The organism is Vibrio ishigakensis, from assembly GCF_024347675.1.
In the GTDB taxonomy this organism is placed as follows: Bacteria; Pseudomonadota; Gammaproteobacteria; order Enterobacterales; family Vibrionaceae; genus Vibrio; species Vibrio ishigakensis.
On sequence record NZ_AP024881.1, the window covers coordinates 1,226,669 to 1,249,215 of the forward strand.

Genomic DNA, 22,547 nt, shown 5'->3' on the forward strand with positions numbered 1-22,547 from the left:
AGGTTTTTTAGGTGTGGAATAGAGAGTGTGTTCATAAATCTACTATCCTTATGTTGGAAGGTAAGTGCGATTCATGGCTTTATCATATCGGTTAAAGATCTTGTGCGATTACCTGTTATAGAAGCTCAGAATCGCTAGAGCGAGAAGAGACTTTGGCATACCGAGAAGCTCGTAGCTTTTGACGATTTAGTCTCTTCTTCTCACCCTAGCTTAGCCCTAAATAGCCAATGTTATTTAGGGCTACTTCTTTTATATGACGGAAGTTTTTAGACTTTTGATGTAATCGGCTTAGCTCACTTTCGTCATTCCCGAGCGCTCCTATCGGGGATCTTCGACCCTCGCCACCCCAAAACCGCCCACCCAACTTCCGTTTCCCAAACGAACCTGATACCGTTACCTGTATAGTTTCCTTGACAGCTAATTCATGAATCCCATATCAGTTCCTCTACCATCTCTTATCCATCGTCTCGGTGGCAGTGACGTTGCAAAATTAAAGACGCTGGCGAGTCAGCATAAGTGCGAATTAAAGCGTGTCAGGCGTTCTCGAAATTGGGTACTGCAAGGGATGTGGCAGGATGTGAATGCGTTTGCACAGGCGGTGCCAAGGCTAAGATTAGTCAAAGAAACCTACTTCCTATCTAAGATAACTCCAGTCCTCAGGGCCACTAAAACCGAAACCCCTCAAGAGATGTTAATGCGCCTTCTCAAAGACCAGCCAGACTTGACTGTGGCAGAGCTGGTGGATGCAACCGGGTGCGATCTAACCGAGGTCCGTCGAGCTCGAATTGAATTCGATTTCTGATAAATTTCGATTTGTAAATAAAATGGCTTTAATTAAATTTTTGTTTTGGTGTATAGTCCACTTTACAGAAGTTAAGAAGGACTAATTCATGAAAAAGCTAATCTTAGGTCTCTCTCTGGGCCTAATGACTGTTGGTGTTGCACACGCTGACCGTCTAGACGATATCCAGAAAGAGGGTGTACTAAGAGTAGGTACCACAGGTGACTATCGACCATTCTCATACCACGATGGTGAAGCACTTAGTGGATACGATATCGATGTCGCGAAATATATGGCTGATCAGCTTGGCGTTAAGGTTGAGTTTGTTGAAACCACATGGAAGGGCCTACTTGATGGTCTTGCAGAAGATAAATATGACATCGCCATGGGTGGTATCACGCGTAAGATGCAACGTCAGCTAAACGCTGAGCAGACTCAAGGCTACATGACTTTTGGTAAGTGCTTTTTGGTAGCTAAAGGTAATGCAGACAAATTCGATACAATTGAGGAAGCGAACCAAGCGAGCACTAAAGTGGGCTACAACATTGGTGGCACCAACGAGTTGTTCGCGAAAGAGCACCTCACAAGCGCTAAATTCACCACCTTTGAAAACAACCTAGACGTGCCAGAGGCCGTTGCTGAAGGCAAAGTAGATGTGATGGTAACCGAAACGCCAGAAGCGCTTTACTACCAAAGCATCGATAAGCGCCTTGAGGCGTCAGGCTGTGCAGACCCATTCACTAAGAGCCAGTTTGGTTATCTTATCCCGAAAGGGGAGCAGCGACTGCTTAACACAGTAAACTTCATGATGGATGAGATGAAGCTGAAAGGTGTTGAAGAAGATCTGATGGAAAAGAATGCTCTGAAATAGTCCGAGCGTTTAGAGTTATAAAAAGGGTCAGCATTTGCTGACCCTTTGTCGTTTAAGCTTCGACCGATTGAGCTTCAAGCACAGCGTTATAGCGTGCAAAGCCAGCCTCAAGGTCTTTAATCAGGTCATCGACACTTTCTAGACCGATATGCAGGCGGAATAGGGTGCCGGTGAAGTTTGGATTCGCTACCGTGCGCAGACTATTAAACGAGCGTGGCTCGTTCGCTAGGATCAAGCTTTCAAACCCGCCCCAAGAGTAACCCATACCAAACAGGTTCATACCATCAAGAAGCGCTGTGGTCGCCTTGGTATTTTGCGACTTCATCACGAACGAGAACAGGCCGTTGCCACCGGTGAAATCACGCTTGAAGAATTCGTGACCCGGGCAGGTTTCCAGACCCGGATGGCGCACATGGTCCACCTCAGGACGAGACGCTAGCCATTTAGCTACCTTCAGGCTACTTTCTTGATGCTGCTTTAGGCGCACATCTAGGGTGCGGATACCGCGAAGACCTAGATAAACGTCGTCTGGCGATACACACTGACCCATTAAATAGCTGTGCTCGCGAAGCTGTGGCCAGAATTCCTCGGTAGAGATAGCCGTACCTAGCATCACATCTGAGTGACCCACTATGTATTTGGTTGCCGCTTGGATAGAGATATCCACGCCGTGCTCAAAAGGAGAGAAGTGCAGCCCTGCAGCCCAAGTGTTATCTAGCATAACTATGATGCCGTGCTTGTGCGCAATCTCAGCCAGCAGCGGCACGTCCATCACTTCCATAGTGATAGAGCCTGGAGATTCTAGGAACAGTACCTTGGTATTTGGCTGAATAAGCTCTTCAATCTCTTTGCCGATGGTTGGTCCGTAATAGGTAGTCTCTACGCCAAGGCGCTTTAGCATGGTATCGCAGAAGTCGCGGGTGGGTTCGTAGCAGGTGTCGACCATAAGCACATGATCGCCAGTCTCAACAAAAGAAAGGATGGCATTAGAGATAGCCGCAGTGCCACAAGGGTAAAGGGCACAGCCGTAACCGCCTTCAAGCTCAACCATGGCATCTTGAAACGCAAAGTGGGTTTGCGTACCACGGCGACCATAGAAGAGTTCTTTGTTCATGCGATTGATTGCAGCTTCATTTTTTTCAGCTACGGTATCGAACAAGATGGTGGATGCACGCTGTACTGGTGGGTTAACTACGCCATGGGTCCATTTTTTATCACGACCTGCACCGATAAGTTGGGTGGTTTTAGCGACTGGGGTATTGCTTTTCGACATCTGCCTTCCTTGAATTTCATGAATTATTTCCATGAAACCAGAGCCCCAACATCAGTGCAAGAAAAAAGTTATAACACCGGACTAAACAGGTAGAAACTGCGCTCTAAGAAGCGATGAACCATGCCTCGCTCACGCCATTTATGCTTATCAACTTGAGTTGATTGCTTGATGTACTCTTCTTGAAGCCAATACAGTTGCTGGGTAAATTCGGCGTCATCGACCACCAGCGTTACCTCAAAGTTGAGCCATAGACTGCGAACGTCCAAGTTTACTGTACCAATCAAGCAATACTGCTTATCGATGACCACGGATTTGGTGTGAAGTAGCCCGCCTTCAAACTCATGGATGATAACTCCTGCAGCAAGAAGCTCAGAATAGTAAGACTTGGATGCCCAGCCCACCATGATAGAGTCGTTCTTTTTCGGGATGATCAGCTCAACTTTAACCCCGCGCTGTGCCGTGGTACGAATGGTTTCAAGAAGCTCAGCACTCGGCACAAAATAAGGGGTGGTAAAGGTGACCGATTCGCTCGCGCGGCTGATAGCAATATTCAGCACCTGCTGGATCAGGTTGTCAGGCATACCCGGGCCAGATGGCACTACCTGTATCGGATGAAGCAGGTTATCCGGCTCAACATCGCACTCAGGTTGGGCAGGGAAGTCACGCTGACCGGTTTCTACCTCCCAATCCCAGCAGTGAATAGCGGAGAGAACATTTACGGTCGGACCCGTTACCCTTACCATTACATCGACCCATTGACCCACACCTGAATCTTGCTTGAAAAACTCAGGGTCGACTAGGTTCATGGAGCCGGTATAAGCAATCTCATCATCGATAACGATGATTTTACGGTGTTGTCTAAGATCAAGGCGGCGCAGGAACATACGCCACGGGTTTACTTGAAGAGCAGCTATCACGTCTACGCCAGCGGCGCGCATCATCTTATACCAAGAGCTCTTGAAGAATTTACGGCTACCAGCGGCATCGAGCAGCACCTGACATTTCACTCCGCGACCTGCAGCTTGAATCAAGGCCGAGGCAACAGAGTTAGCAAGACCACCTTCGTTCCAGATGTAGAACTCCATGCGGATTTCGCGCTTGGCTTGTTCTATATCCTCAACGATAGATTTAAGGATCTTCTCCGGGGTGTCTTGCAAAGAAAGAGTGTTACCACAAAGGGCAGGAATACCCATGCGATTGGTACAGAGATCATCTATGTGGGTAATGTGTGTCGGCGTTTTCTCTGGAAGGTGGGCATTACAGTCAAGAAGCTTCAGGAACCATGATTTGTAAGGTTCGAACATGGTTCGAGCACGCTCAGCACGTTTACGCCCGAGGTTTAATTCACCAAATAGGAAATAACAGAATACCCCTACAAACGGCAGGATATAGATGATCATCAACCAAGCGAGAGAGACGCTGACTGAGCGACGCTTGATCACCACACGAATCGTGACACCCGCAACTAAGATCCAGTAGAGGGCGACCCCAACCAGGGTCAACACGTGATATACGCCTTCCATTTCACTCTTTTTATTTTTCAAATACTTATTAAGATCATTGTATACGCAATTTGTATCCCTGTATCGAAATAAGTGTTTCGTGTTATGCCTGTCAGGTTTTGCTGTAGCACTTGTAATCAGGATGTAGAAAAAGGGTGGAGTTTTGCTATTCCTTTGCCGTTTCTATCTCAATTTTTTGAGTCAGCGTATATAATCCCGCGATATTTGATTTTTAAGTGAGTCCACATGTTTGACATCCTCGACCAGCAACCCGATTTTATTGTGATCAATAAGCATCCACAGGTTAGCGTGCATAAGGATGAGCAAGAGAGCTCACTGCTGATGGAAATCCAAAAGCAGCTCGGTTGTGGCCAACTCTACCTAGTACATCGCCTCGATAAGATGACTTCGGGTATCTTGCTTCTGGCTACATCCCAATCTGCTGCATCCGAGCTTTCGCAAGCCTTTGCCGACAGAAAGGTCGAGAAGTTTTATCTAGCGCTGTCTGACAAAAAGCCAAAGAAGAAGCAGGGACTTATCAAGGGTGATATGACAAAGAGTCGTCGCTCTGCTTGGAAACTGCTTCCGACGAATGAAAACCCAGCCATGACCCAGTTTTTCTCTCAAGCTTGTGAGGGTAAGCGCGTCTTTTTGTGTAAGCCTAAAACCGGTAAGACCCATCAGATCCGGGTGGCGCTTAAATCCATAGGCAGTCCTATCTTGGGTGACCCTATTTATAACCCGACTAGTAATGCGGACCGAGGTTATCTACATGCCTATGGCTTGGCCTTTGAGTATCAAGGTGAAAAGTATCAATACCGCTGTTCTCCTGTGGGCATGGGGGAGCTTTGGAATGAAGAACAATTGACCTCGTGGCGACAGCCAGAAGCGCTGAATTGGCCACGAGTATAGGAACAAGAATGAATCTAACAATGGACCAAAATGCACTGACGCTTTTCTTTGAGAAGGTGCGTGAGGGCTTAACCACTAATCCCAATGAAGTAAGGCGCCTGTTTCATGGTCGTGGCCGAGTTTATGAAGGGCTAGAACAACTTACCTGCGACTGGCTCGCCGGCAATCTTATGGTGCAGATATTCAAGCCTGTTTCGGAAGAGTTTGAGTTGAGTCTCAAGCAGAGCTTATTAGCGCTTATTGATACAGAAGGCCTGCCACAAATCATTTCTATCTCGATTCAGCATCGTCACCAAGAGGGTGCACCGACGGAGGTTTTATTCGGCGAGGTTCCTGAAAAGATTGAGGTTGTTGAGTCAGGCCTTAAATATTTGATGAACCTGAAGTCCAACCAAAACTCAGGCCTTTTCCTAGATATGCGCCTTGGGCGAGATTGGGTGAGAGAAAACGCTGCAGGTAAATCGGTATTGAACCTGTTCGCCTATACCTGTGGTTTCTCTGTGGCGGCTATCGCTGGTGGGGCGACTCAGGTGGTGAATGTGGATATGGCGCGCTCTTCTCTAAATCGCGGTCGCGATAATCATCACCTTAACAATCTTGATGTCAGCAAAGCAAAATTTCTAGCTCATGATATCTTCAAGTCTTGGGGCAAGATCAAGCGAATGGGGCCTTACGATATCGTTATCTCGGATCCGCCATCATTCCAGAAAGGTAGCTTTGCCCTAACCAAGGACTATCAGAAAATCTTGCGTCGCCTGCCAGAATTGTTGACCGAGGATGGGCTGGTTTTAGCCTGTGCAAACTCGCCAGCAGTAACTTCAGAATTTGTTATCGATGCGATGAAAGAGAATGCGCCAGACCTCAAATATGTGCGTCGATTAGACAACCCAGAAGAGTTTGCGGATGTTGATCCAGAGGCCAGTTTGAAGGTTCAGCTGTTCAAGCAATAAGCCAACTGACGACTAGTTGATCGAGACTATTTCAAGGATTGCATATTGCAACGTTAGTTTTTATTAATTTTCTTGAATTCAGTGAGTGCAGGGCTTAATTTACCCGCATTCACTGCATGGAGAAATGAAACTAATGAGTGTAGAAAATAATAACCAGCCTTGGGCTGAGCCGATGTCTCAAGAGACCTTCGAATTTATGTCAAAGGTGCTGGCATCACCGTCACCAATCGGTTTTGAAGCAGCTATGAGCTATGGCGTGATCAAGCCAGAGTTCGAATCCTTTATGCCACAAGGTTGGGGCATTCATCAGTTTAAAGGCAACGCGAGCCTAGTGTTCGATAGCCATCCAGGTCGCGACGACCTAACCAGCGTTATGATCGTGGGCCATGCGGATAAGATCCGTATGCAAGTACGTAAGATTGATAACGATGGTAAGGTGTGGATCAACACCGACTCTTTCCTGCCGACCACACTGATCGGTCATGAGGTTAAGGTATTCTGCCAAAACCCTGAACAGCCGGGCTCTTACAAGTCTATCTCTGGCTGTACGGTTGAAGCGCTAGGCGCGATTCACTTTTCAACGCCGGCTCAGCGCACCGGTGAGCAAGGTATCAAGCCAGAGACCATCTATTTAGAGATGCATATGCATGGCGACGATCGTAAAGCTCAGGTTGAAGCCCTCGGTCTGCGCCCAGGTGACCCAATCCTTCTTGACCGACCAATTAAGCGTGGTGTGGGCAAAGATACCTTCTATGGTGCGTATCTAGATAACGGCCTTGGCTGTTTCTCTGTAACAGAGATTGCTCGCAAGCTTGCAAGCGAGAACCTAGATAATGTACGCGTGATGTACACTATCGCGACTCATGAAGAGATTGGCCGTTTTGGCTCTACGCAAGTAGTGGGTGAGCTTAAGCCTGATATCCTTATCGCGACAGACGTAAACCATGACTATGAAGCCGCTCCTGGTATCGGCGCTCGTAACATGAACCCACTTAAGATGGGTGAAGGCTTTACCATAGGTCGTGGTGCGGTAGCCTCTGAACCACTCGTGCAAATGCTTGTAAATGTGTGTCGTGAAAAAGGCATCCCACATCAGCTAGACTTCTCTGGCCGCGACATGGGTACAGATGGCATGGCAGCAGCACTTGCAGGTGTAGACAGCGCGGCAATGACTGTAGGCTACCCAATCCGCAACATGCACACCTCATCAGAGTCGGCGCATACTGGCGATCTGAAAGCCTCTATCTACGCGATTACTGAATTGCTTCGCCATTTCAATGACATGAACGAAGGCAAAGGCATCACTCGTGATGACCTTAAAAACAGCCACATTCGCCTAGATAATCTGTAATAGATTGGCTAAACGAAAAGAGCGCTCAAATTTGAGCGCTCTTTCTTTATATCCGTACAAGATTAAAAATTTCGGTCATCCCCGACTCGATCGGGGACCTTCAAACCTACTGAACTCAAACAGTCGCCACCCGCACTAACTCCATAGAAACCGCCCCAATATAACAAGCTCTGCGACACTCGCCGCATCCATTACACTTATCGGCACCCAGCTCTGGCAACTCCCCATCTTCAATAGAGATAGCACCCTTACCACAAGCGCTCTGGCACTCCACGCAATCCAGCCCAAAGTGGTTATTGCATGCTTCAGCGAACCTAGGAATTAGGTCAATGTGCTGTTCAGTAGTCATGTGTAGCGCACCGGTAGGGCAAACTTGGGCACAGGCGTCACAAAAAGAACAGGCGTTGTAATCAAGATTGATCTTAACGTTGGCTTCTTGCTTTTCAATAACGCTATTTGGGCAGGCGAATACGCACTCACCACAATTGTCACAAAGGTGTTCAAATAGAGGTTCTGCCACCGCACGAGGAGGGCGGGGCATAGTTCTTTGGTGCACCTCAGCTTCAGCTTTTAATTGCTGGACCGGCTTGGCGACTCTACTTAAAAAGCCGCGGCGTTGGTTATCAATGGACTCTGGCATCTAAATAGAGTTTATTCTGTTCAACCTCTAGCTGGTTTTCGTCTATTAGCGCTTTTAGCCAATTGTTGGTTTCAAGCGCAAGGAGCTTAAAGTATTTAATGTCAGTCGAGTTCGACAGCAGCTCTAAATAATCAATAGCCCAAGGAAGCAGGTGTTTTTCTAATAACTCGATGGCTGCTTTAACTTTATTCATTTCCAGTAAATAAGAGTACGCCATAAGCATTAATCCAAACTGATCTTCAGGTTCACGGGTACCTGTGTCCATATCCACATCATGATGATGAAGGAACTGGCGATAATCTACCGTAGAGTGACCAAAGATGACTCGGTCTTTATCCAGATACACTGAACCCCAAGGCGGTGCGGGCATTGTACCAATGCCGCTGAAAAGCGTTTGAAACTCGTGGTTTAGAGATTCTTCGGAATCGGAGATAAGTGCAGATTCGCACTCGTATGAGAGCACATGTTCTAGAGCAAGTGCAGATACGAGGAATTTAGTTTCTGCCTTGGATTGCCACTGATAAAAGAGCGCCCCTAATATTTTAGCGGGATCTTTGGAATTGATAATCATTATTATTTACTGCAAGACTACTTTGATGAAATATAGCCCTGTTGGTACGGCGTTTCTTTGACTTAAACCCCATAATCTCAATCTTAGATTTATATTTCATATTCAATTGATACCAATCAAGATAGGCCTGATAAATAGGTGCACTTGCTATTTCTACCCCTAAAGTAGAAGGCTGAAATAATCGAAGGCACCTTTATATGAAAAATAATGATAAAGATTCTGCTCTGAATATGACCCGACGTGGGTTTATCAAGGCTTCCTCCGCCCTTGGTGGTGTGGCGGCTGTCGCTAGCGGAATCACCTTACCATTCAAATCTAAGCCAGCCGCCGCAGCCGTAACCGAAGTGGCTGATGAAAAAGTGGTTTGGAGTGCGTGTACCGTTAACTGTGGTTCACGTTGTCCTCTTCGTATGCACGTTCAAAATGGCGAAATCAAATACGTTGAAACCGATAACACAGGTGATGACGTTTACGGTAAAGAGCATCAGGTACGCGCGTGCCTGCGTGGTCGCTCTATGCGCCGCCGTGTTTACAATCCAGACCGCCTAAAATATCCGATGAAGCGTATCGGTAAACGTGGTGAAGGTAAGTTCAAGCGTATCACTTGGGAAGAGGCGTATGACGAAGTTGCAGGTACTATGCAGCGCCTTATCAAGGATTACGGTAATGACTCTATCTACCTAAACTACGGTACTGGTACCCTAGGTGGCACAGTAACTAAGTCTTGGCCGCCGGCGCAAACCCTGATTGCACGTCTTATGAATCTATGTGGTGGTTACCTAAATCACTATGGTGACTATTCAACGGCGCAGATTGCCAAGGGCCTCAGCTACACCTATGGCGGTTGGGCGAATAACAACTCTTTCTCTGATCTACAAAATGCGAAGCTTAACGTTCAGTTCGGTAATAACCCAGCTGAAACGCGCATGTCTGGCGGTGGTCTGATCCACCACTATGTAGAGAGCAAGAACATCTCTAACGTTCGTACCATCATCATCGACCCGCGTTATACAGATACCGCTGGTGGCCGTGAAGATCAGTGGATCCCAATTCGTCCTTCGACCGATGCGGCACTAGTTGCGGGTCTTGCACACGTAATGATCACAGAAGACTTGGTTGACCAAGCGTTCCTAGATAAATACTGCGTGGGTTACGATGAGAAAACACTTCCAGCATCTGCGCCAAAGAACAGTGACTATAAATCTTACATCCTAGGTAAGGGTGAAGATGGCGTTGTGAAGACCCCTGAATGGGCATCGAAGATCACTGGCATTCCAGTCGATACTATTGTGAAACTTGGCCGTGAAATGGGTAACAATAAGCCATGTGCTATCCACCAAGGTTGGGGCCTGCAGCGCACCGCTAATGGTGAATTAGCATGTCGCGCCATCGCTATGCTATCTCTGCTTACGGGTTCTGTAGGTGTTGCCGGCGGTTCAACCGGTGCGCGTGAAAGTGATATCAACATTCCGTTTGTTCGCTTCCCAACGGTTCCAAACCCAGTAAAAACCTCTATCTCTATGTTCCTGTGGACCGACGCTATCTATCGCCACAACGAGATGACTGACATCACCGACGGTGTTCGTGGTGCTGAGCGCCTTGAAAATCCAATTAAGATGATCTGGAACTACGCAGGCAACTGTATTATCAACCAGCACGCTGACATCAACCGCACCCATGACATCCTTCAAGATGACAAGGCGTGTGAGATGATCGTAGTGATTGATAACCACATGACCTCTTCTGCGAAATATGCGGATATCATCCTGCCTGACCTCACAACCTCAGAACAAGAAGACTGGGCGATGGACGGTAAGGCTGCGAACACGCCTTATTTCATCTATGCACAGAAAGCGATCGAGCCTCAGTTTGAAGCTAAGAGCATCTATGAGATGTGTAGCCAGTTGGCAAAACGCATGGGCGTAGAAGAAGAGTTCACTGAAGGGCGCACGCAAGAAGAGTGGGTAGAGCATCTATACGCGGAAACGCGCAAGAATGACCCTGAGCTTCCAACCTTCGAAGAGATGAAGAAGATGGGTATCTACAAGCGTAGCTACGACCATCACTACATTGCTTATGAAGACTTCCGTAAAGACCCAGAGGCGAACCCGCTAAATACTCCTAGCGGCAAGATTGAGATCTATTCAGAAGCACTGGCTGATATTGCCGCGACCTGGAAACTTCCAGAGGGCGATGTGATCCATCCACTTCCGATCTATGTCGATTCTTTTGAAGGTCACAATGACCCGTTAACCGCTAAGTACCCACTGCAACTTACCGGCTTCCACTATAAGTCTCGTACCCACTCAACCTACGGTAACGTAGCTGAGATCAAGGCGGCGGCCCCGCAAGAGGTGTGGATCAACCCAATCGATGCGAAAGAGCGCGGTATTGAGAATGGTGACATGGTTCGTATCTTCAACGACCGTGGTGAAACGCATATTCCAGCCAAGGTAACCCCACGTATCCTGCCACGTGTTGTGGCGCTAGGTGAGGGCGCTTGGTATGCCCCTGATGGTCAGAAGATCGACCGTGCAGGTTCTATCAACGTATTGACCACGCAACGTCCAAGTCCATTGGCTAAGGGTAACCCTCAGCACTCGAACCTGGTTCAAATTCAAGCGGTTAAAAAGGCATAAGGTAGACTGGAATGAAACAATACGGCTTTTACATAGATTCAAGTAAATGCACAGGTTGTAAGACTTGCCAGCTTGCTTGTAAAGATTATCGAGACCTAGACATCAAGCGTAACTATCGCCGCATCTATGAGTATGCGGGCGGTGGCTTTGTGCAAGACGGTGATACCTGGATTCAGAAGGATGTGTTCTCTTACTATCTTTCTATCGCATGCAACCACTGCTCAAATCCTGCGTGTGTGAAGGTGTGTCCGTCGGGCGCAATGCACAAGCGCAAGGAAGACGGCCTTGTGGTTGTTAGCGAAGATGTGTGCATCGGTTGTCGCCACTGTGAGAATGCGTGTCCTTATGGCGCACCTCAGTACAGCAAAGAAAAAGGCCACATGACCAAGTGTGACGGTTGCTATCAGCGAGTTGCTGAAGGCAAACAGCCAATGTGTGTGACCTCTTGTCCGCTACGTGCACTAGAATTTGGTGAAATCAATGAACTGCGTGCTAAATATGGCACTAACGCAGACGTTGCACCTCTTCCGCACTCGACGCAGACGCTGCCGAACATAGTTATCAAGCTGAACAAGAACTCTAAGCCAACTGGCGATACCAGTGGTTTCCTAGCTAACCCGAAGGAGGTGTAAGATGATTTTCCATGAATGGTCTCTGATCTTCTTTACTGTGTTCGCACAGACAGCGGTTGGCGCGTATCTACTGGTTAGCTTCCGTGCCCTTGTGGATGGTCACGACACAGATAAGATCAACAGCTACAAGATCCCAATGTTCTTCCTTTGGGCAATCATGGGTGTTGGCTTTCTGTTCTCGACCACCCACCTTGGCTCGCCACTGCGTGCGTTTAACGCGCTAAACCAGTTCGGTTCAGCTTGGTTATCGAACGAGATCTTCTTCGGCGCGGCCTTCTTCGCGGTAGGTGGTCTTCAATGGCTACTGTCTGTTCTGAATAAGGGTGGGGCAGCTCTTCAGAAGATCCTTATGTTTGCCGCAATGGCGCTAGGTGTTGTGTTCATGTACGCAATGATCAACGTGTATATGATTGATACCGTGCCTACCTGGAACAACATCTATACCCCAATGAGCTTCGTGATGACCATGGCGGTTGCCGGTCTGCTTCTATCTCACTTTGTATTCTCAATGGTGGACGAAGCTGAGTTCAAACTAAGCCGTAACTTCGCAATGCTGGCTGTACTTGCAGTGGCAATGAGCCTAATCGTGACTATTTCAAAAGCGAACTTCATCGGTGATGTACAAACATCGGTAGTGAAGGCGAGTGAGTTGGTTGATGGTCTAGGCATGTATCTCGGTGTTCAAGTAGCGTTGCTACTAGCGGGTCTTCTAATCTGGCTACTGCCACTTCTTAATAAGAAGTCGGTAAATCCAGTAAACCTTGGTTTGGCACTTGCGCTGATTATTGGTTCAGAGCTGATTGGTCGTGGCCTGTTTTATAGCTTGCATATGACTACTGGTTTCTAAACCAATTCTTGAAATTTGCTTAATTGAGAGCACACCTTCGGGTGTGCTTTTTTATTTTGAATCATGGACATACACTCTAATCAAATAAGGCTTATGAAATATTGGTGAAACGGAGTAGGAATGAACAAAATATACCTGTTCGATTGGGGGAATACCTTAATGGTCGATTTCGAGGATCAGGAAGGGAAGATGTTTGAATGGGATAAGGTTCAAGCAGTAAATGGAGCTCACGAAGCCCTAGATAAATTATCCAATAAGCACGAGATTTACATTGCTACTAATGCGGGTGATTCTTCAGTCCTAGATATAGAGCAAGCGTTTCAAAGGGTGGGATTGGCGAAATACGTCACTGGGTATTTTTGCAAAGCAAGCCTAGGTATTGGAAAGCGGGATGCTGAATTCTTCAATGAAATTGCGTGCCAGTTGAAGCGCCAAGTCAGTGATTTTGTGATGGTCGGTGATTCACTAAACAATGACATCTATCCGGCTTTGATGGCAGGAATGGACGCTATTTGGCTTAATACGCTTTCGATAGAGATAAATGATGATTCGGTTAACCAGATAGTCAGTCTTTATCAATTGTAATTCGAGCTGAATAGAAAAAGCTGATAGTTATTTATCAGCTGTCTAATTGATGGCCACATATTGTGATTCAACTCCCAATTTTCATGCCTTTAATATTGAGTATAAATGTCATTATATGGCATGTTTATATGGTAAAGATCTGGGTTTAGCCATGCTAGAGAAAGCCTTCACACTAAAGTGAATTGGCAACGTTTTTGCAAATATAGCGCTGAATACTAGATTATTTTCCAAGTAACCCCTCAAGGAGCGAGGCAAAACAATGAATCTGATTAGTTCGAACAGATTTAACTATGTCGTTGCCATTCGTCGCGCCTTCTCTTCGGTTACTGCTTGTACCTTTATCGGTTTTTACAAACTCAGTCGCCACGCTCTAAGCGAATGGTGCAACGAGTAGACTCTGCGATTTAGCGATACCGAATTTCTCAGCGTTCAATGAATGAGCATCAAGTGCGTTCGTTGTATAGCGAGTGTAGTCGGTGCGCCTCTCCATAAATCTATTTTTACACTGCTTTTTTATGGCTTTGTATTTCTGTATTTATCGTTTAATTCGATGATTTCAATCTTTTGAAAAGGATATCAATATGAAACAGCATCTAGTGGCTTTGGCCGTTACCTTGTCTTTGGCAACACCTGCAATCGCGGCTGAAAACAGTGGCACCCTAGTTATTGCCGGTGGCGCACTCTCTTCAGCAACCATGGACGTTTATCAAGCGTTTGCCGATTCGGCAGGCAATGAAAAAGCCAAGATCGGTATCGTTCCAGCGGCCACAGGCTCTATCAACAAGAAGTATTTGGCGTTGCAAGATATCTTTGCTGAGTTTGGGGTAAGCAAAGACAATGTCATTCTTCTTCCGTTGGCGGTTAAAAACGACAAGAAAACCAAGGATGTGGATGAATCGCAATGGAGCAAAAATGGTAATGATGCAGAGCTTGCGAAAAGTATCAAAGACCTAAATGCAATCTGGTTTGTCGGTGGTGACCAAACACTGATCACTAAGGTGCTGCTTAAAGAAGATGGAACCGACACTCCTGTGCTGAGTTCAATTCGAGAGGTGTATGAGAAAGGCGGCGTATTGGGTGGCACTAGCGCAGGCGCGGCGATTATGTCGCAAACCATGATAGCGGGTGGCAACAGTACTGGCGCACTGATTGAAGGCTTTAAAAATGACTACTCGAGCATGAATGAGCAAGAGTATGGTCCTGTGGTTACCAGTCGAGGTCTGAATTTCTTCCCATATGGCACCATCGATCAGCACTTTGACCGTAAAGGGCGCTTGGGTCGTTTGATTGTTTCTTTGCTTGAAGATAAGAAACAAGACTTCGCCTACGGCATAGACGAAGGTACCGCTTTGGTGGTTAAAGATGGTCAGGCAAGTGTTGTTGGTACCGGTGGCGTGACGGTAGTGAATACCAAAGATGCTCAGCACACTAGTGGTGAGTACCCAATCAAGGCCTCCAATATTCGTTTGAGCTACCTACAGCCAGGCGATAAATTTTCTCTATCAGAACACAGCTATGAATCACGCCCTAAGAGTTATACCACTGTAGGGCATGAGTACTTTGAGGTGCCGAGCCAGTCAGTGAGCGGCATTATGAGTTCGAACAGAAACCTAGATGAGTTTATCGGCTTTAACCTAGTAGACAATAAGAGTGCTTCACAAGTGGTTTCATGGGCGCTGAATGAGCAGCAGAAGGGCGTGCGTTTGGTGTTTAGCCAAGACGAGACAACGCAGGGCTATTGGAGCCAAGATATCACTGCGGATGTCTACAGCTTTGAGAACTTGAAGCTCGATATCGACCCAGTAGAGATCACCATCCGCAACTAACCAAGCTCACTTAATAATAATCTAAGCCCTCTTTTTACGAGGGCTTTGTTGTTTAATCGAGGGAATTTTATCCAAATGAGCGAACAGCGCTAGAATTAAACCAACACCTGACCTTGTATTGATAAGCGAAGAGGCAGGATGCGTGATACTGATTTCCTATCTTTAGTTCCAATTCGAGTTTTTTAAAAATAATGAAAAGATTGTCGATTATCTTCACTACTATGGCGCTAGGTTTGCTTGTGGGTTGCTCTTCTGTTTCAAGCAGTGCATCGGCGAAAACCCGAGAGTATGCGCGAAATCACGAGCTTGTTGGTCAAGCGTCTTGGTATGGTAGTAAGTTTCACGGAAAGCTGACTGCAAGTGGTGAGAAGTACAATATGCGTGCGTTAACCGCAGCCCATAAGACCTTGCCGTTTGGCACCATAGTTAAGGTGACAAACACCGAAACCAATAAGAGCGTGCAGGTTAAGATCAACGACCGTGGGCCTTATGCGAAAAATCGAGTAATTGACCTCTCTCAAAGAGCTTTTGAGCAGGTAGGGGATACCAGCAAAGGACTCATCTCCGTCAGGATTGATATTATCGACGATAGTAATACCTTTCGATACAAACATTGATAAAACAGCCCTCTCTTGAAGAGGGCTGTTTTGTGTCTGGTCGAAGCAACATTATTGACAATAACTACTACTCGTAACTTGTTCACAACGCTATTTCTAAAGCAAAGATCTGAATGGAAGTGCTTTATATAGACTTGCTTGGGCATATTCTCGGTTCATGACTTATCCTCAATTCTAACTAGTTGAATAAGTGAGGCGTGACAGATGATAGAACCAATCAGCTCTTTCCCTGTATTTACCGTCAAGGATCTGGACGCAGCCAATAAATTCTATACCGAGGAGTTGGGCTTCAATGCAGTCTTTTCCGGAGACTGGTATCTTCATATGGTTTCAGCATCGGGTATACAGGTTGGCTTTTTATTACCGAACCAGCCAACTCAGCCCGAGATTTTTCAAAAAGTCTACAGCGGTGATGGCGTCATATTTAGTTTGGAGGTAAGTGATGCGGAAAAGGCTTATGGCGTAGCGCAAGCTCGAGGACTCAATATTGTATTTGAGCTGAAATCCGAAGAGTGGGGGCAGCGGCATTTTTGTATCGAAGACCCGAACGGAATCCATATAGATATAGTGCAGTCTTTTGAGCCGAGTGAGGAATATCAAAGTGACTATGTCGGTGACTAAAAAAACAAAAGCCCTCGCAATACGAGGGCTTCTTTTCTTGGCGTGAAATCAGAGATAATTACTCAGATTTAGCTTCTGCTTCTTTAGCCGGGTCTTCTGCTTTAGATGGCTGTGAGCAGGTTTGCGCTGTGATCATATCTTCAACCACCATTTGGCCACGGTTGTTGCGTACCTTGATCTGGTAGTTAATACCTTCGTTTAATGATGCGCGAACATCGTCAGAAGAGCAGTAGTAGTTCTTTGCGCTCTCAACCAATTGTTGAGCTGACTTGTTGCCAGATTGGTTGTACAGCATCTCGATAATAACCGTAGTGCCTTTCGCTTGTGCTTTGGCAATAGTCAGCGGACCGTAGGTGATCGGCAAGCTAGAGGCTAGGATGCCCGCGCGACGGTCAGCTTTGAGCTCAAGTTCTTTCTGTTTTTCATCTTTCGATGCACAACCAGCTAAGACTGCGCCAGCAACTAGAGCTAGTAGAACTTTTTTAAAATTGATAACCATAGAATTAGAATACCTTTTTGAAAGGTTTGACGATAACGTTTTGATAGACGCCAGCTTCGATATATGGGTCGACATCGGCCCATGCTTTGGCATCTTCCAGTGAATCAAACTTAGCGATAACAGTAGAGCCGGTAAAGCCAGCTTCACCTGGGTTGTCGCTGTCGATAGCAGGCATAGGACCTGCGGTAAGTAGTCGGCCTTGGTCTTGAAGCTCTTGTAGACGTGCAAGATGTTTTTCACGCGCAGAAAGGCGCTTTTCTAGAGAATTTTCAACGTCTTGAGAGAAGATGACATACCACATGATTAATCCTTTTTATGCTTTGGTACTGGGCGAGGGCGTCCATTTTCGTCGATAGCGACATAGTTGAATGTGGCTTCACAAACCAGCTCACGCTCACCTGTGCGGTCACCCATTACTTTTTTATTCCATACTTGAAGATCGATTGACATAGAAGTGTTGCCAATTCGAGAACAATAACCATGACAACATACCACATCACCGACAGAAACTGGGTGTTTGAATGTGATACTTGATACAGAAACGGTAGCTATTCGACCTTCTGAGACCTCTTTGGCCAAAATACCGCCCGCAAGGTCCAGCTGAGACATCAGCCAACCGCCAAAAATATCCCCGTTTGCGTTAGTGTCCGCTGGCATGGCTAGGGTGCGAAGCAGCAGTTCGCCTTTTGGTTCTTTCAATTCAGACACTATTCGCTCTCCTTTGGCATCTGCTTGTAAATATAAACGCCAGTCAGTAGCGTGAAGATTAAGGTCGCGGCGAGTAGGCCGAATACCTTGAAGTTAACCCAAAAATCTAGTGGCATATTGAATGCGATATAGATATTTGAGATGGCGCAGGCAGAAAAGAAGCCTGTCCACGCCCAATTAATCTTATTCCATGCACTTTCTGGCAGGGTAATTTCTTTCCCCAGCATGCCTTTGATTACCGGCTTTCCCATAAATTGAGTGATGGTGAGGCCAAGGGCAAAGACCGCATAGACTATGGTTACTTTCCATTTAATAAAATTGTCGTCGTGCAAAAAGATGGTCATGCCACCAAAAACTGCCACCAGAATAAAGGTCGCCAGTTGCATTTTTTCGACTTTTTTATAGATGAAATAGGTCACTATGATTTGAATGCCTGTTGCAACAATTAGGGCGCCTGTTGCCGTGTAGATGTCGTACATCTTGTACAACACAAAGAAGATTATCAGTGGGATGAAATCTAATAGCTGTTTCATAGTTCTATTGGGGAATAACGTTTGCGTCAGTCTACCTAATGCCAACAGCGAAATACAGTGCTGACAAGGCTTTGGGGGTATCAAAATGCTACTGCAATCTGAGTTTTCTCGCTTGTGGACTGATACTCTATCGAATAATTACGTCTTTCGACCGTGCTTAGAACAGGAGGTTCAATGAGCCAGCCAAAACTCTTTTATGTGTATGACCCTATGTGTGCCTGGTGTTGGGGGTACAAACCAACGTGGGAGAAGGTGAAAGCCACCTTGCCAGCTGAGGTTGAAGTGCAGTGTTTACTTGGAGGGCTTGCGCCAGATTCTGATGAAGCCATGCCGATGGAGATGCGCGCCGCCATTGAGTCTTATTGGGAGCGTATTTCTGGTTTACTAGGTACAGAATTCAACCATGATTTCTGGCGTAACAATACCCCAAGACGCTCTACCTATCCGGCTTGTCGCGCATGCCTGCTTGCCCGAGACGAAGGCAAAGAGCTGGAGATGATTCAAGCGATTCAGCATGCTTACTATCGTGATGCCAAGAATCCGAGCGATACTGAGGTGCTAGTGGAGACCGCAGACTTAATCGGTCTGGACGTGGGGGCATTTGCCGAACAGTTGCATTCCGACGAGACTCGTTTGAGACTGCGTGGCGAGATAGAGATGGCGCGCACCATTGGTGGAAATAGCTTTCCATCTCTGTTCTTACAAGTAGGGACAACCATTACTGAACTGCCAATTGAATATGCAGATGCAGATAAAACTGTCGCTCAGATCAAAGGATTATTGAACAACACAGTAATTACATAACCAAATTCAGCAAGTTGCGAAGCAAGTGCTACATTTATTGTTCACTGTTTGATCTTTTCATCACTACATTTGAGGTTACCTATGTTGGGCGAAAACCATTCTCTTGTTAATGACTTTCCTGAGTTTACTGATGTGATTGCAAGCTTGCTGGAAAGTGATCCAGACTTTGCAAAAGATAATAAAGAGTACACTGCAATGGATAAAGAAATCCGCGTACTTGAACTGAATGGTGCCCCTATTGAAGATGAGGCGATGCACAAACTAAAGCATGATCGGGCAGAAATGAAAGACTCTCTCTACAAGCGCCTAGTCGCAGCAAAGGGCTAGAATATGAAGACCTCGCAAATGCGAGGTCTTTTTCTATGCATTGCTCCACATTGATGACACTGTCACCACTTCTCATGGCTTAAGTAATACTATTGGCAATCTTCCAATAACCTCTCTTTCTCAATGGGTGTACACTAGAAAGGATTATTTATCTTTTATTAAGAATACCCTGTGAATCTTGAGCATTTAAAACTCTTTGTTAGGTTATCCGCAACTCACAATATCAGCCAAGCAGGTAAGGAGCTTGGGATTTCACCTGCGGTTGCCAGCACATATATCAATAAGCTAGAAACTGCATTGGAAACTAGGTTGGTACACAGAACCACGCGAAAGGTCTCTTTAACTGAAGAGGGGGAAGCGTTTCTTCCTCATGCTGAAGAGGTATTGGCAAGCGTTGAAGCTGCAAGGGCATCGGTGGGAAGTGGTGATGCATTGCCTTCGGGTACTCTGCGTATTACCGCACCAGCTTCTTTTGGACGAATGCATCTGATCCCAGGGCTTAAAGATTTTATGAAAGCCTATCCGAGCCTTAATTTAGACCTCAGACTGTCTGATTCCATTATTGATATGGTCGAGGGGGGCTTTGATATTGCGATTCGAAACGCACAGCTTAAAGACTCCAGCCTTATCGCCAGAAAACTGGCGGCAGATAAACGTATTATCTGCGCATCCCCTGAATATCTTGAGAACAACGGCACCCCCCAATCACCGGAAGAGTTGAAGCAGCATGCCTGCGTGCAACTCTCTGGCCTAGAATCATGGGCATTTAATACGGATGATGGCGTGGTCACAGTAAAACCCATGAGCCAACTTCGAGCGGACAATGGTGAAGCGGTGCGTGATGCCTGTGTGGATGGCCTTGGGATCGCAATGTGTTCCCAGTGGTGCGTGTATAAAGAGATGCAAAATGGTGCTCTGGTGCCGATTTTGCAACAGACCCCACTGGCGTCAGAGTCCGCACTGTGGGCAGTGTATCCGAGCTCGAGATTGCTTGCGCCTAAGGTGCGCGCCTTTATCGATTATTTTACTGAGTATTTTGGCTCACCGGCGTATTGGGACGCGCAGTGTGAAGCCAAGCTAGCCAAATAAAACAAAACCCGAGCACAGGCTCGAGTTTGTATTTTTACCAAGAGAAGGTCTTGATGACGTTCTCTTTTGCCACTGGGTTCTTAGCAATGTGCAGATTAATGTGCTCTAAGAAATCTGGCTGACATTGTGGCAGTTGACCCCTCATGGTAGCGATGTTGTTACCGTGATCGCCCCAGTAATAGGTCGGGAAGTTTAAGTTCTCTAGAAGATACTTCTCTTCTTCCAGTACCTGCATCGGGGTAGGCAGGATAAACTCACCACTGTGCACTTCACGCTCAAGCTCTGTACCTGGCTGAACTGCTAGCGCCATAGGTGCAATTTGCTCTGGCTGCAGGATGTTCAGTAGGCTGACTGTTCCTTCGATATGCTCACGAGAGCGCTCTTTACCACCTAGACCGAAGATGAAAGAGAGTAGGGTCTCAATGCCTGCTTCTTTTGCCATCGCCATACCTTCAATGGCGTGCTCACGAGTCATGCGTTTTTTGATGCGCTCAAGTACAACTGGGTCGCCAGACTCTAAACCGCAGTAGGCGAGATCTAGACCGGCATCCTTGATCTCTTTTAGCTCAGAAACCGTCTTACGACGAAAATCGTTAAGCCCAGAGTACATAGAGATCTTCTTGCTTTCAGGAAAAACCTGTTTAACGCGGTCTAGTACCTTAAGCAGAAAGTCGGTTCGCGCAGTCATCACGTTGCCATCGATTAAGAAGATGGATTCAACGTGTGGAAAGATGCGACGCAGCTCATCTATGTCCGCAAAGATATCGTCGATGTCACGGATACGAAAGCGCTTATCGTCAAACATGCTACAGAAGGTGCAGGTGTTGATGCTGCAACCAATTGTGGTTTGGATCAGGATGCTGTTTGCCTCAGGCCAAGGGCGATAAACTTTTCCTTCATACTGCATAATGGTTTCTCCGGCTTGGTTTCCTCTTACGTGGAAAGCGAGTAATAAAGAGCAAGGCTTGCTTGCCGAGGAAGAAATATACGCCTGATGGCCTTTGTTGATAATAAGTGCCATAGAAGAATCAGTTTATTCAAAAACTATATAATTGAGTTTGAGGCATAAAAAAGCCCAGCGCGACGGCTGGGCTGAGATTGGGTTATGGGTCTTACAGTGTCGCTAGCACATCTTCAATGGTTTGAACCACCTGCTGCACCTTAGCCTTGTTAGCCGCCTCTGGGTGAGGGGCTGCGAAACGACCTGAATCGTTATCAAAATACTTACCCGATGCATCCGCGAATTCCTCAGAAAGCGCAGCACGCACCAAAATATCCGCGCCAATAAAAAGATCGCCGCCTGCGATACCATAGGCATCTTTAACCATCTTACTGCCTAGCAGGGAAGCTGGGTTTACTGCAACCACCATAGGTCCTTGATCGCCAAGCTTTTCCGCTAGGTCCTGAGTCCAGATAGTGATAGCTAGCTTACTTTGAGCATAGGCGCTGTTATCAGAGATATCCGTCTTCTTGGCTAGGTCATTAATGTTCACTGGTGATTGCGCTGCCGAAGAAAGGTTAACCACGCGACCTGTCTCAAGCGCAGGAAGCAGCAGTTGAGTCAGCAGGTACGGTGCATAGGTGTTTACTGCAAAGCGAACATCTAGGCCATCAACGGAGGTAGTGTTGCTGATGCCGCCAAACACACCGGCGTTGTTGATCAGTACATCTAGCTTAGGATGTTTGGCTAATACCTCAGAAGCAAGACGCTTAACATCTGCCATGCTCGATAGGTCTGCAATGAAGCTCTCCATCTGCTCTGGATATTGCGGGGAAAGTGAGTCGACAACATCTTTGAGTTTATTTGGGTTTCTGCCGTGCATAAGCACACGATGACCTTGCTCAAGAAGCATCTTAGCGGTTTCTAGGCCGATACCATCTGTTGCACCAGTAAGCAGAATAGTCTTTTGCATGTGAATTAACCCTTTGTTTTATATGACAGTGTGTCGTTTGAGCACAGAGAATAACA

General features: G+C 46.6%; 26 protein-coding genes. 16 read left to right on the forward strand and 10 right to left on the reverse strand.

The window, feature by feature from the left end:
- Nucleotides 1-424 precede the first annotated feature (424 nt).
- Together Pcarn_RS05505 and Pcarn_RS05510 are read left to right on the forward strand one after the other, a co-directional pair.
- Complete coding sequence (locus Pcarn_RS05505; RefSeq protein ID WP_261835387.1) at nucleotides 425-802, forward strand: ribosome recycling factor family protein; 378 nt, start codon at nucleotides 425-427, stop codon at nucleotides 800-802.
- Nucleotides 803-890: 88 nt separating this feature from the next.
- Nucleotides 891-1,652: a transporter substrate-binding domain-containing protein gene (locus Pcarn_RS05510; RefSeq protein ID WP_261835388.1), complete on the forward strand. Its 762-nt coding sequence runs from the start codon at nucleotides 891-893 to the stop codon at nucleotides 1,650-1,652.
- A gap of 52 nt (nucleotides 1,653-1,704) precedes the next feature.
- Here Pcarn_RS05510 and Pcarn_RS05515 read toward each other — a convergent pair whose 3' ends face one another.
- Together Pcarn_RS05515 and cls are read right to left on the reverse strand one after the other, a co-directional pair.
- Nucleotides 1,705-2,925 carry a cystathionine beta-lyase gene (locus Pcarn_RS05515; RefSeq protein ID WP_261835389.1) on the reverse strand — a complete coding sequence of 407 codons (1,221 nt, stop codon included), beginning with the start codon at nucleotides 2,923-2,925 and terminating at the stop codon, nucleotides 1,705-1,707.
- Nucleotides 2,926-2,993: 68 nt separating this feature from the next.
- The gene (cls, locus tag Pcarn_RS05520; RefSeq protein WP_261835390.1) at nucleotides 2,994-4,448 is read right to left on the reverse strand and encodes a cardiolipin synthase; all 1,455 of its coding nucleotides are present in this window, start codon (nucleotides 4,446-4,448) and stop codon (nucleotides 2,994-2,996) included.
- Between the two features lie 225 nt (nucleotides 4,449-4,673).
- On the opposite strand from cls, the gene Pcarn_RS05525 reads away from it, so the two are divergent.
- From Pcarn_RS05525 to Pcarn_RS05535, 3 genes are all read left to right on the forward strand, one after another.
- Complete coding sequence (locus Pcarn_RS05525) at nucleotides 4,674-5,339, forward strand: TIGR01621 family pseudouridine synthase (protein WP_261835391.1); 666 nt, start codon at nucleotides 4,674-4,676, stop codon at nucleotides 5,337-5,339.
- Nucleotides 5,340-5,359: 20 nt separating this feature from the next.
- Entirely contained in the window at nucleotides 5,360-6,289 is a 930-nt protein-coding gene (locus Pcarn_RS05530) for a class I SAM-dependent methyltransferase (protein ID WP_261835641.1), read from the forward strand.
- Between the two features lie 133 nt (nucleotides 6,290-6,422).
- Nucleotides 6,423-7,640, forward strand: a complete 1,218-nt coding sequence (locus Pcarn_RS05535) for a M20/M25/M40 family metallo-hydrolase (RefSeq protein WP_261835392.1) — start codon at nucleotides 6,423-6,425, stop codon at nucleotides 7,638-7,640.
- A gap of 115 nt (nucleotides 7,641-7,755) precedes the next feature.
- On the opposite strand, the gene napF is transcribed toward Pcarn_RS05535, so the two are convergent.
- Together napF and Pcarn_RS05545 are read right to left on the reverse strand one after the other, a co-directional pair.
- Nucleotides 7,756-8,280 carry a ferredoxin-type protein NapF gene (gene napF / locus Pcarn_RS05540; protein WP_261835393.1) on the reverse strand — a complete coding sequence of 175 codons (525 nt, stop codon included), beginning with the start codon at nucleotides 8,278-8,280 and terminating at the stop codon, nucleotides 7,756-7,758.
- Nucleotides 8,264-8,851 (reverse strand): molecular chaperone TorD family protein, encoded by a 588-nt coding sequence (locus Pcarn_RS05545; protein WP_261835394.1) that lies wholly within the window; start codon nucleotides 8,849-8,851, stop codon nucleotides 8,264-8,266. The genes napF and Pcarn_RS05545 overlap by 17 nt, the downstream gene beginning before the upstream one ends.
- 197 nt (nucleotides 8,852-9,048) lie before the next feature.
- Between Pcarn_RS05545 and Pcarn_RS05550 the strand changes: the two genes are divergently transcribed.
- The 8 genes from Pcarn_RS05550 (at nucleotide 9,049) to Pcarn_RS05585 (ending at nucleotide 16,618) form a co-directional block, all read left to right on the forward strand.
- Nucleotides 9,049-11,490 (forward strand): DmsA/YnfE/YnfF family dimethyl sulfoxide reductase, encoded by a 2,442-nt coding sequence (locus Pcarn_RS05550; protein WP_261835395.1) that lies wholly within the window; start codon nucleotides 9,049-9,051, stop codon nucleotides 11,488-11,490.
- An 11-nt stretch (nucleotides 11,491-11,501) separates the two neighbouring features.
- Entirely contained in the window at nucleotides 11,502-12,122 is a 621-nt protein-coding gene (locus tag Pcarn_RS05555; RefSeq protein WP_261835396.1) for a DMSO/selenate family reductase complex B subunit, read from the forward strand.
- A 1-nt stretch (nucleotide 12,123) separates the two neighbouring features.
- Nucleotides 12,124-12,969 (forward strand): dimethyl sulfoxide reductase anchor subunit family protein, encoded by an 846-nt coding sequence (locus Pcarn_RS05560; protein ID WP_261835397.1) that lies wholly within the window; start codon nucleotides 12,124-12,126, stop codon nucleotides 12,967-12,969.
- A 120-nt stretch (nucleotides 12,970-13,089) separates the two neighbouring features.
- Complete coding sequence (locus Pcarn_RS05565) at nucleotides 13,090-13,554, forward strand: HAD family hydrolase (RefSeq protein ID WP_261835398.1); 465 nt, start codon at nucleotides 13,090-13,092, stop codon at nucleotides 13,552-13,554.
- 259 nt (nucleotides 13,555-13,813) lie between these two features.
- Nucleotides 13,814-13,948, forward strand: a complete 135-nt coding sequence (locus Pcarn_RS05570) for a hypothetical protein (protein ID WP_261835399.1) — start codon at nucleotides 13,814-13,816, stop codon at nucleotides 13,946-13,948.
- Nucleotides 13,949-14,135: 187 nt separating this feature from the next.
- Nucleotides 14,136-15,380, forward strand: coding sequence for a cyanophycinase (locus Pcarn_RS05575; RefSeq protein WP_261835400.1), 1,245 nt, complete (start codon nucleotides 14,136-14,138; stop codon nucleotides 15,378-15,380).
- Between the two features lie 191 nt (nucleotides 15,381-15,571).
- Nucleotides 15,572-15,997, forward strand: coding sequence for a septal ring lytic transglycosylase RlpA family protein (locus tag Pcarn_RS05580; RefSeq protein ID WP_261835401.1), 426 nt, complete (start codon nucleotides 15,572-15,574; stop codon nucleotides 15,995-15,997).
- Between the two features lie 204 nt (nucleotides 15,998-16,201).
- Nucleotides 16,202-16,618, forward strand: coding sequence for a VOC family protein (locus Pcarn_RS05585; protein WP_261835402.1), 417 nt, complete (start codon nucleotides 16,202-16,204; stop codon nucleotides 16,616-16,618).
- A 58-nt stretch (nucleotides 16,619-16,676) separates the two neighbouring features.
- On the opposite strand, the gene Pcarn_RS05590 is transcribed toward Pcarn_RS05585, so the two are convergent.
- The 4 genes from Pcarn_RS05590 to Pcarn_RS05605 are packed head-to-tail and all read right to left on the reverse strand — an operon-like array spanning nucleotide 16,677 to nucleotide 18,358.
- Complete coding sequence (locus Pcarn_RS05590) at nucleotides 16,677-17,117, reverse strand: GspS/AspS pilotin family protein (RefSeq protein ID WP_261835403.1); 441 nt, start codon at nucleotides 17,115-17,117, stop codon at nucleotides 16,677-16,679.
- Between the two features lie 4 nt (nucleotides 17,118-17,121).
- Nucleotides 17,122-17,418 (reverse strand): YciI family protein, encoded by a 297-nt coding sequence (locus Pcarn_RS05595; RefSeq protein ID WP_261835404.1) that lies wholly within the window; start codon nucleotides 17,416-17,418, stop codon nucleotides 17,122-17,124.
- A gap of 2 nt (nucleotides 17,419-17,420) precedes the next feature.
- The gene (gene yciA / locus Pcarn_RS05600; RefSeq protein ID WP_390904473.1) at nucleotides 17,421-17,825 is read right to left on the reverse strand and encodes an acyl-CoA thioester hydrolase YciA; all 405 of its coding nucleotides are present in this window, start codon (nucleotides 17,823-17,825) and stop codon (nucleotides 17,421-17,423) included.
- Nucleotides 17,825-18,358, reverse strand: coding sequence for a septation protein A (locus Pcarn_RS05605; protein ID WP_261835405.1), 534 nt, complete (start codon nucleotides 18,356-18,358; stop codon nucleotides 17,825-17,827). The genes yciA and Pcarn_RS05605 overlap by 1 nt, the downstream gene beginning before the upstream one ends.
- A 174-nt stretch (nucleotides 18,359-18,532) precedes the next feature.
- Here Pcarn_RS05605 and Pcarn_RS05610 point away from each other — a divergent pair, with 174 nt between their 5' ends.
- The 3 genes from Pcarn_RS05610 to Pcarn_RS05620 all read left to right on the forward strand — a co-directional run bounded on the left by Pcarn_RS05610 (nucleotide 18,533) and on the right by Pcarn_RS05620 (nucleotide 20,578).
- A complete protein-coding gene (locus tag Pcarn_RS05610) occupies nucleotides 18,533-19,162 on the forward strand; it encodes a DsbA family protein (protein WP_261835406.1) in 630 nt (209 codons plus the stop codon).
- 81 nt (nucleotides 19,163-19,243) lie between these two features.
- On the forward strand, nucleotides 19,244-19,489 hold the full coding sequence (locus tag Pcarn_RS05615; RefSeq protein ID WP_261835407.1) for a YdcH family protein: 246 nt from the start codon (nucleotides 19,244-19,246) through the stop codon (nucleotides 19,487-19,489).
- 171 nt (nucleotides 19,490-19,660) lie between these two features.
- On the forward strand, nucleotides 19,661-20,578 hold the full coding sequence (locus tag Pcarn_RS05620; RefSeq protein WP_261835408.1) for a LysR family transcriptional regulator: 918 nt from the start codon (nucleotides 19,661-19,663) through the stop codon (nucleotides 20,576-20,578).
- Nucleotides 20,579-20,612: 34 nt separating this feature from the next.
- Here the strand turns inward: Pcarn_RS05620 and Pcarn_RS05625 are convergent, their stop codons facing one another.
- Nucleotides 20,613-21,485: a radical SAM protein gene (locus tag Pcarn_RS05625; protein ID WP_261835643.1), complete on the reverse strand. Its 873-nt coding sequence runs from the start codon at nucleotides 21,483-21,485 to the stop codon at nucleotides 20,613-20,615.
- Nucleotides 21,486-21,690: 205 nt separating this feature from the next.
- A complete protein-coding gene (locus Pcarn_RS05630; protein WP_261835409.1) occupies nucleotides 21,691-22,491 on the reverse strand; it encodes an SDR family NAD(P)-dependent oxidoreductase in 801 nt (266 codons plus the stop codon).
- Between the last annotated feature and the right edge of the window lie 56 nt (nucleotides 22,492-22,547).

What these genes read in the sequence shown, in the direction of transcription:
- Pcarn_RS05535 (WP_261835392.1), top strand. Translation starts at nt 6,423, where the DNA reads ATGAGTGTAGAAAATAATAACCAGCCTTGGGCTGAGCCGATGTCTCAA.
- Pcarn_RS05575 (WP_261835400.1), top strand. Translation starts at nt 14,136, where the DNA reads ATGAAACAGCATCTAGTGGCTTTGGCCGTTACCTTGTCTTTGGCAACA.
- Pcarn_RS05585 (WP_261835402.1), top strand. Translation starts at nt 16,202, where the DNA reads ATGATAGAACCAATCAGCTCTTTCCCTGTATTTACCGTCAAGGATCTG.
- Pcarn_RS05530 (WP_261835641.1), top strand. Translation starts at nt 5,360, where the DNA reads ATGGACCAAAATGCACTGACGCTTTTCTTTGAGAAGGTGCGTGAGGGC.
- Pcarn_RS05515 (WP_261835389.1), bottom strand. Translation starts at nt 2,925, where the DNA reads ATGTCGAAAAGCAATACCCCAGTCGCTAAAACCACCCAACTTATCGGT.
- Pcarn_RS05570 (WP_261835399.1), top strand. Translation starts at nt 13,814, where the DNA reads ATGAATCTGATTAGTTCGAACAGATTTAACTATGTCGTTGCCATTCGT.
- Pcarn_RS05610 (WP_261835406.1), top strand. Translation starts at nt 18,533, where the DNA reads ATGAGCCAGCCAAAACTCTTTTATGTGTATGACCCTATGTGTGCCTGG.
- Pcarn_RS05555 (WP_261835396.1), top strand. Translation starts at nt 11,502, where the DNA reads ATGAAACAATACGGCTTTTACATAGATTCAAGTAAATGCACAGGTTGT.
- Pcarn_RS05550 (WP_261835395.1), top strand. Translation starts at nt 9,049, where the DNA reads ATGAAAAATAATGATAAAGATTCTGCTCTGAATATGACCCGACGTGGG.
- Pcarn_RS05630 (WP_261835409.1), bottom strand. Translation starts at nt 22,491, where the DNA reads ATGCAAAAGACTATTCTGCTTACTGGTGCAACAGATGGTATCGGCCTA.
- napF (WP_261835393.1), bottom strand. Translation starts at nt 8,280, where the DNA reads ATGCCAGAGTCCATTGATAACCAACGCCGCGGCTTTTTAAGTAGAGTC.
- Pcarn_RS05605 (WP_261835405.1), bottom strand. Translation starts at nt 18,358, where the DNA reads ATGAAACAGCTATTAGATTTCATCCCACTGATAATCTTCTTTGTGTTG.
- cls (WP_261835390.1), bottom strand. Translation starts at nt 4,448, where the DNA reads ATGGAAGGCGTATATCACGTGTTGACCCTGGTTGGGGTCGCCCTCTAC.
- Pcarn_RS05590 (WP_261835403.1), bottom strand. Translation starts at nt 17,117, where the DNA reads ATGGTTATCAATTTTAAAAAAGTTCTACTAGCTCTAGTTGCTGGCGCA.
- Pcarn_RS05595 (WP_261835404.1), bottom strand. Translation starts at nt 17,418, where the DNA reads ATGTGGTATGTCATCTTCTCTCAAGACGTTGAAAATTCTCTAGAAAAG.
- Pcarn_RS05510 (WP_261835388.1), top strand. Translation starts at nt 891, where the DNA reads ATGAAAAAGCTAATCTTAGGTCTCTCTCTGGGCCTAATGACTGTTGGT.
- Pcarn_RS05560 (WP_261835397.1), top strand. Translation starts at nt 12,124, where the DNA reads ATGATTTTCCATGAATGGTCTCTGATCTTCTTTACTGTGTTCGCACAG.
- Pcarn_RS05565 (WP_261835398.1), top strand. Translation starts at nt 13,090, where the DNA reads ATGAACAAAATATACCTGTTCGATTGGGGGAATACCTTAATGGTCGAT.
- Pcarn_RS05505 (WP_261835387.1), top strand. Translation starts at nt 425, where the DNA reads ATGAATCCCATATCAGTTCCTCTACCATCTCTTATCCATCGTCTCGGT.
- Pcarn_RS05615 (WP_261835407.1), top strand. Translation starts at nt 19,244, where the DNA reads ATGTTGGGCGAAAACCATTCTCTTGTTAATGACTTTCCTGAGTTTACT.
- Pcarn_RS05525 (WP_261835391.1), top strand. Translation starts at nt 4,674, where the DNA reads ATGTTTGACATCCTCGACCAGCAACCCGATTTTATTGTGATCAATAAG.
- Pcarn_RS05625 (WP_261835643.1), bottom strand. Translation starts at nt 21,485, where the DNA reads ATGCAGTATGAAGGAAAAGTTTATCGCCCTTGGCCTGAGGCAAACAGC.
- Pcarn_RS05580 (WP_261835401.1), top strand. Translation starts at nt 15,572, where the DNA reads ATGAAAAGATTGTCGATTATCTTCACTACTATGGCGCTAGGTTTGCTT.
- Pcarn_RS05545 (WP_261835394.1), bottom strand. Translation starts at nt 8,851, where the DNA reads ATGATTATCAATTCCAAAGATCCCGCTAAAATATTAGGGGCGCTCTTT.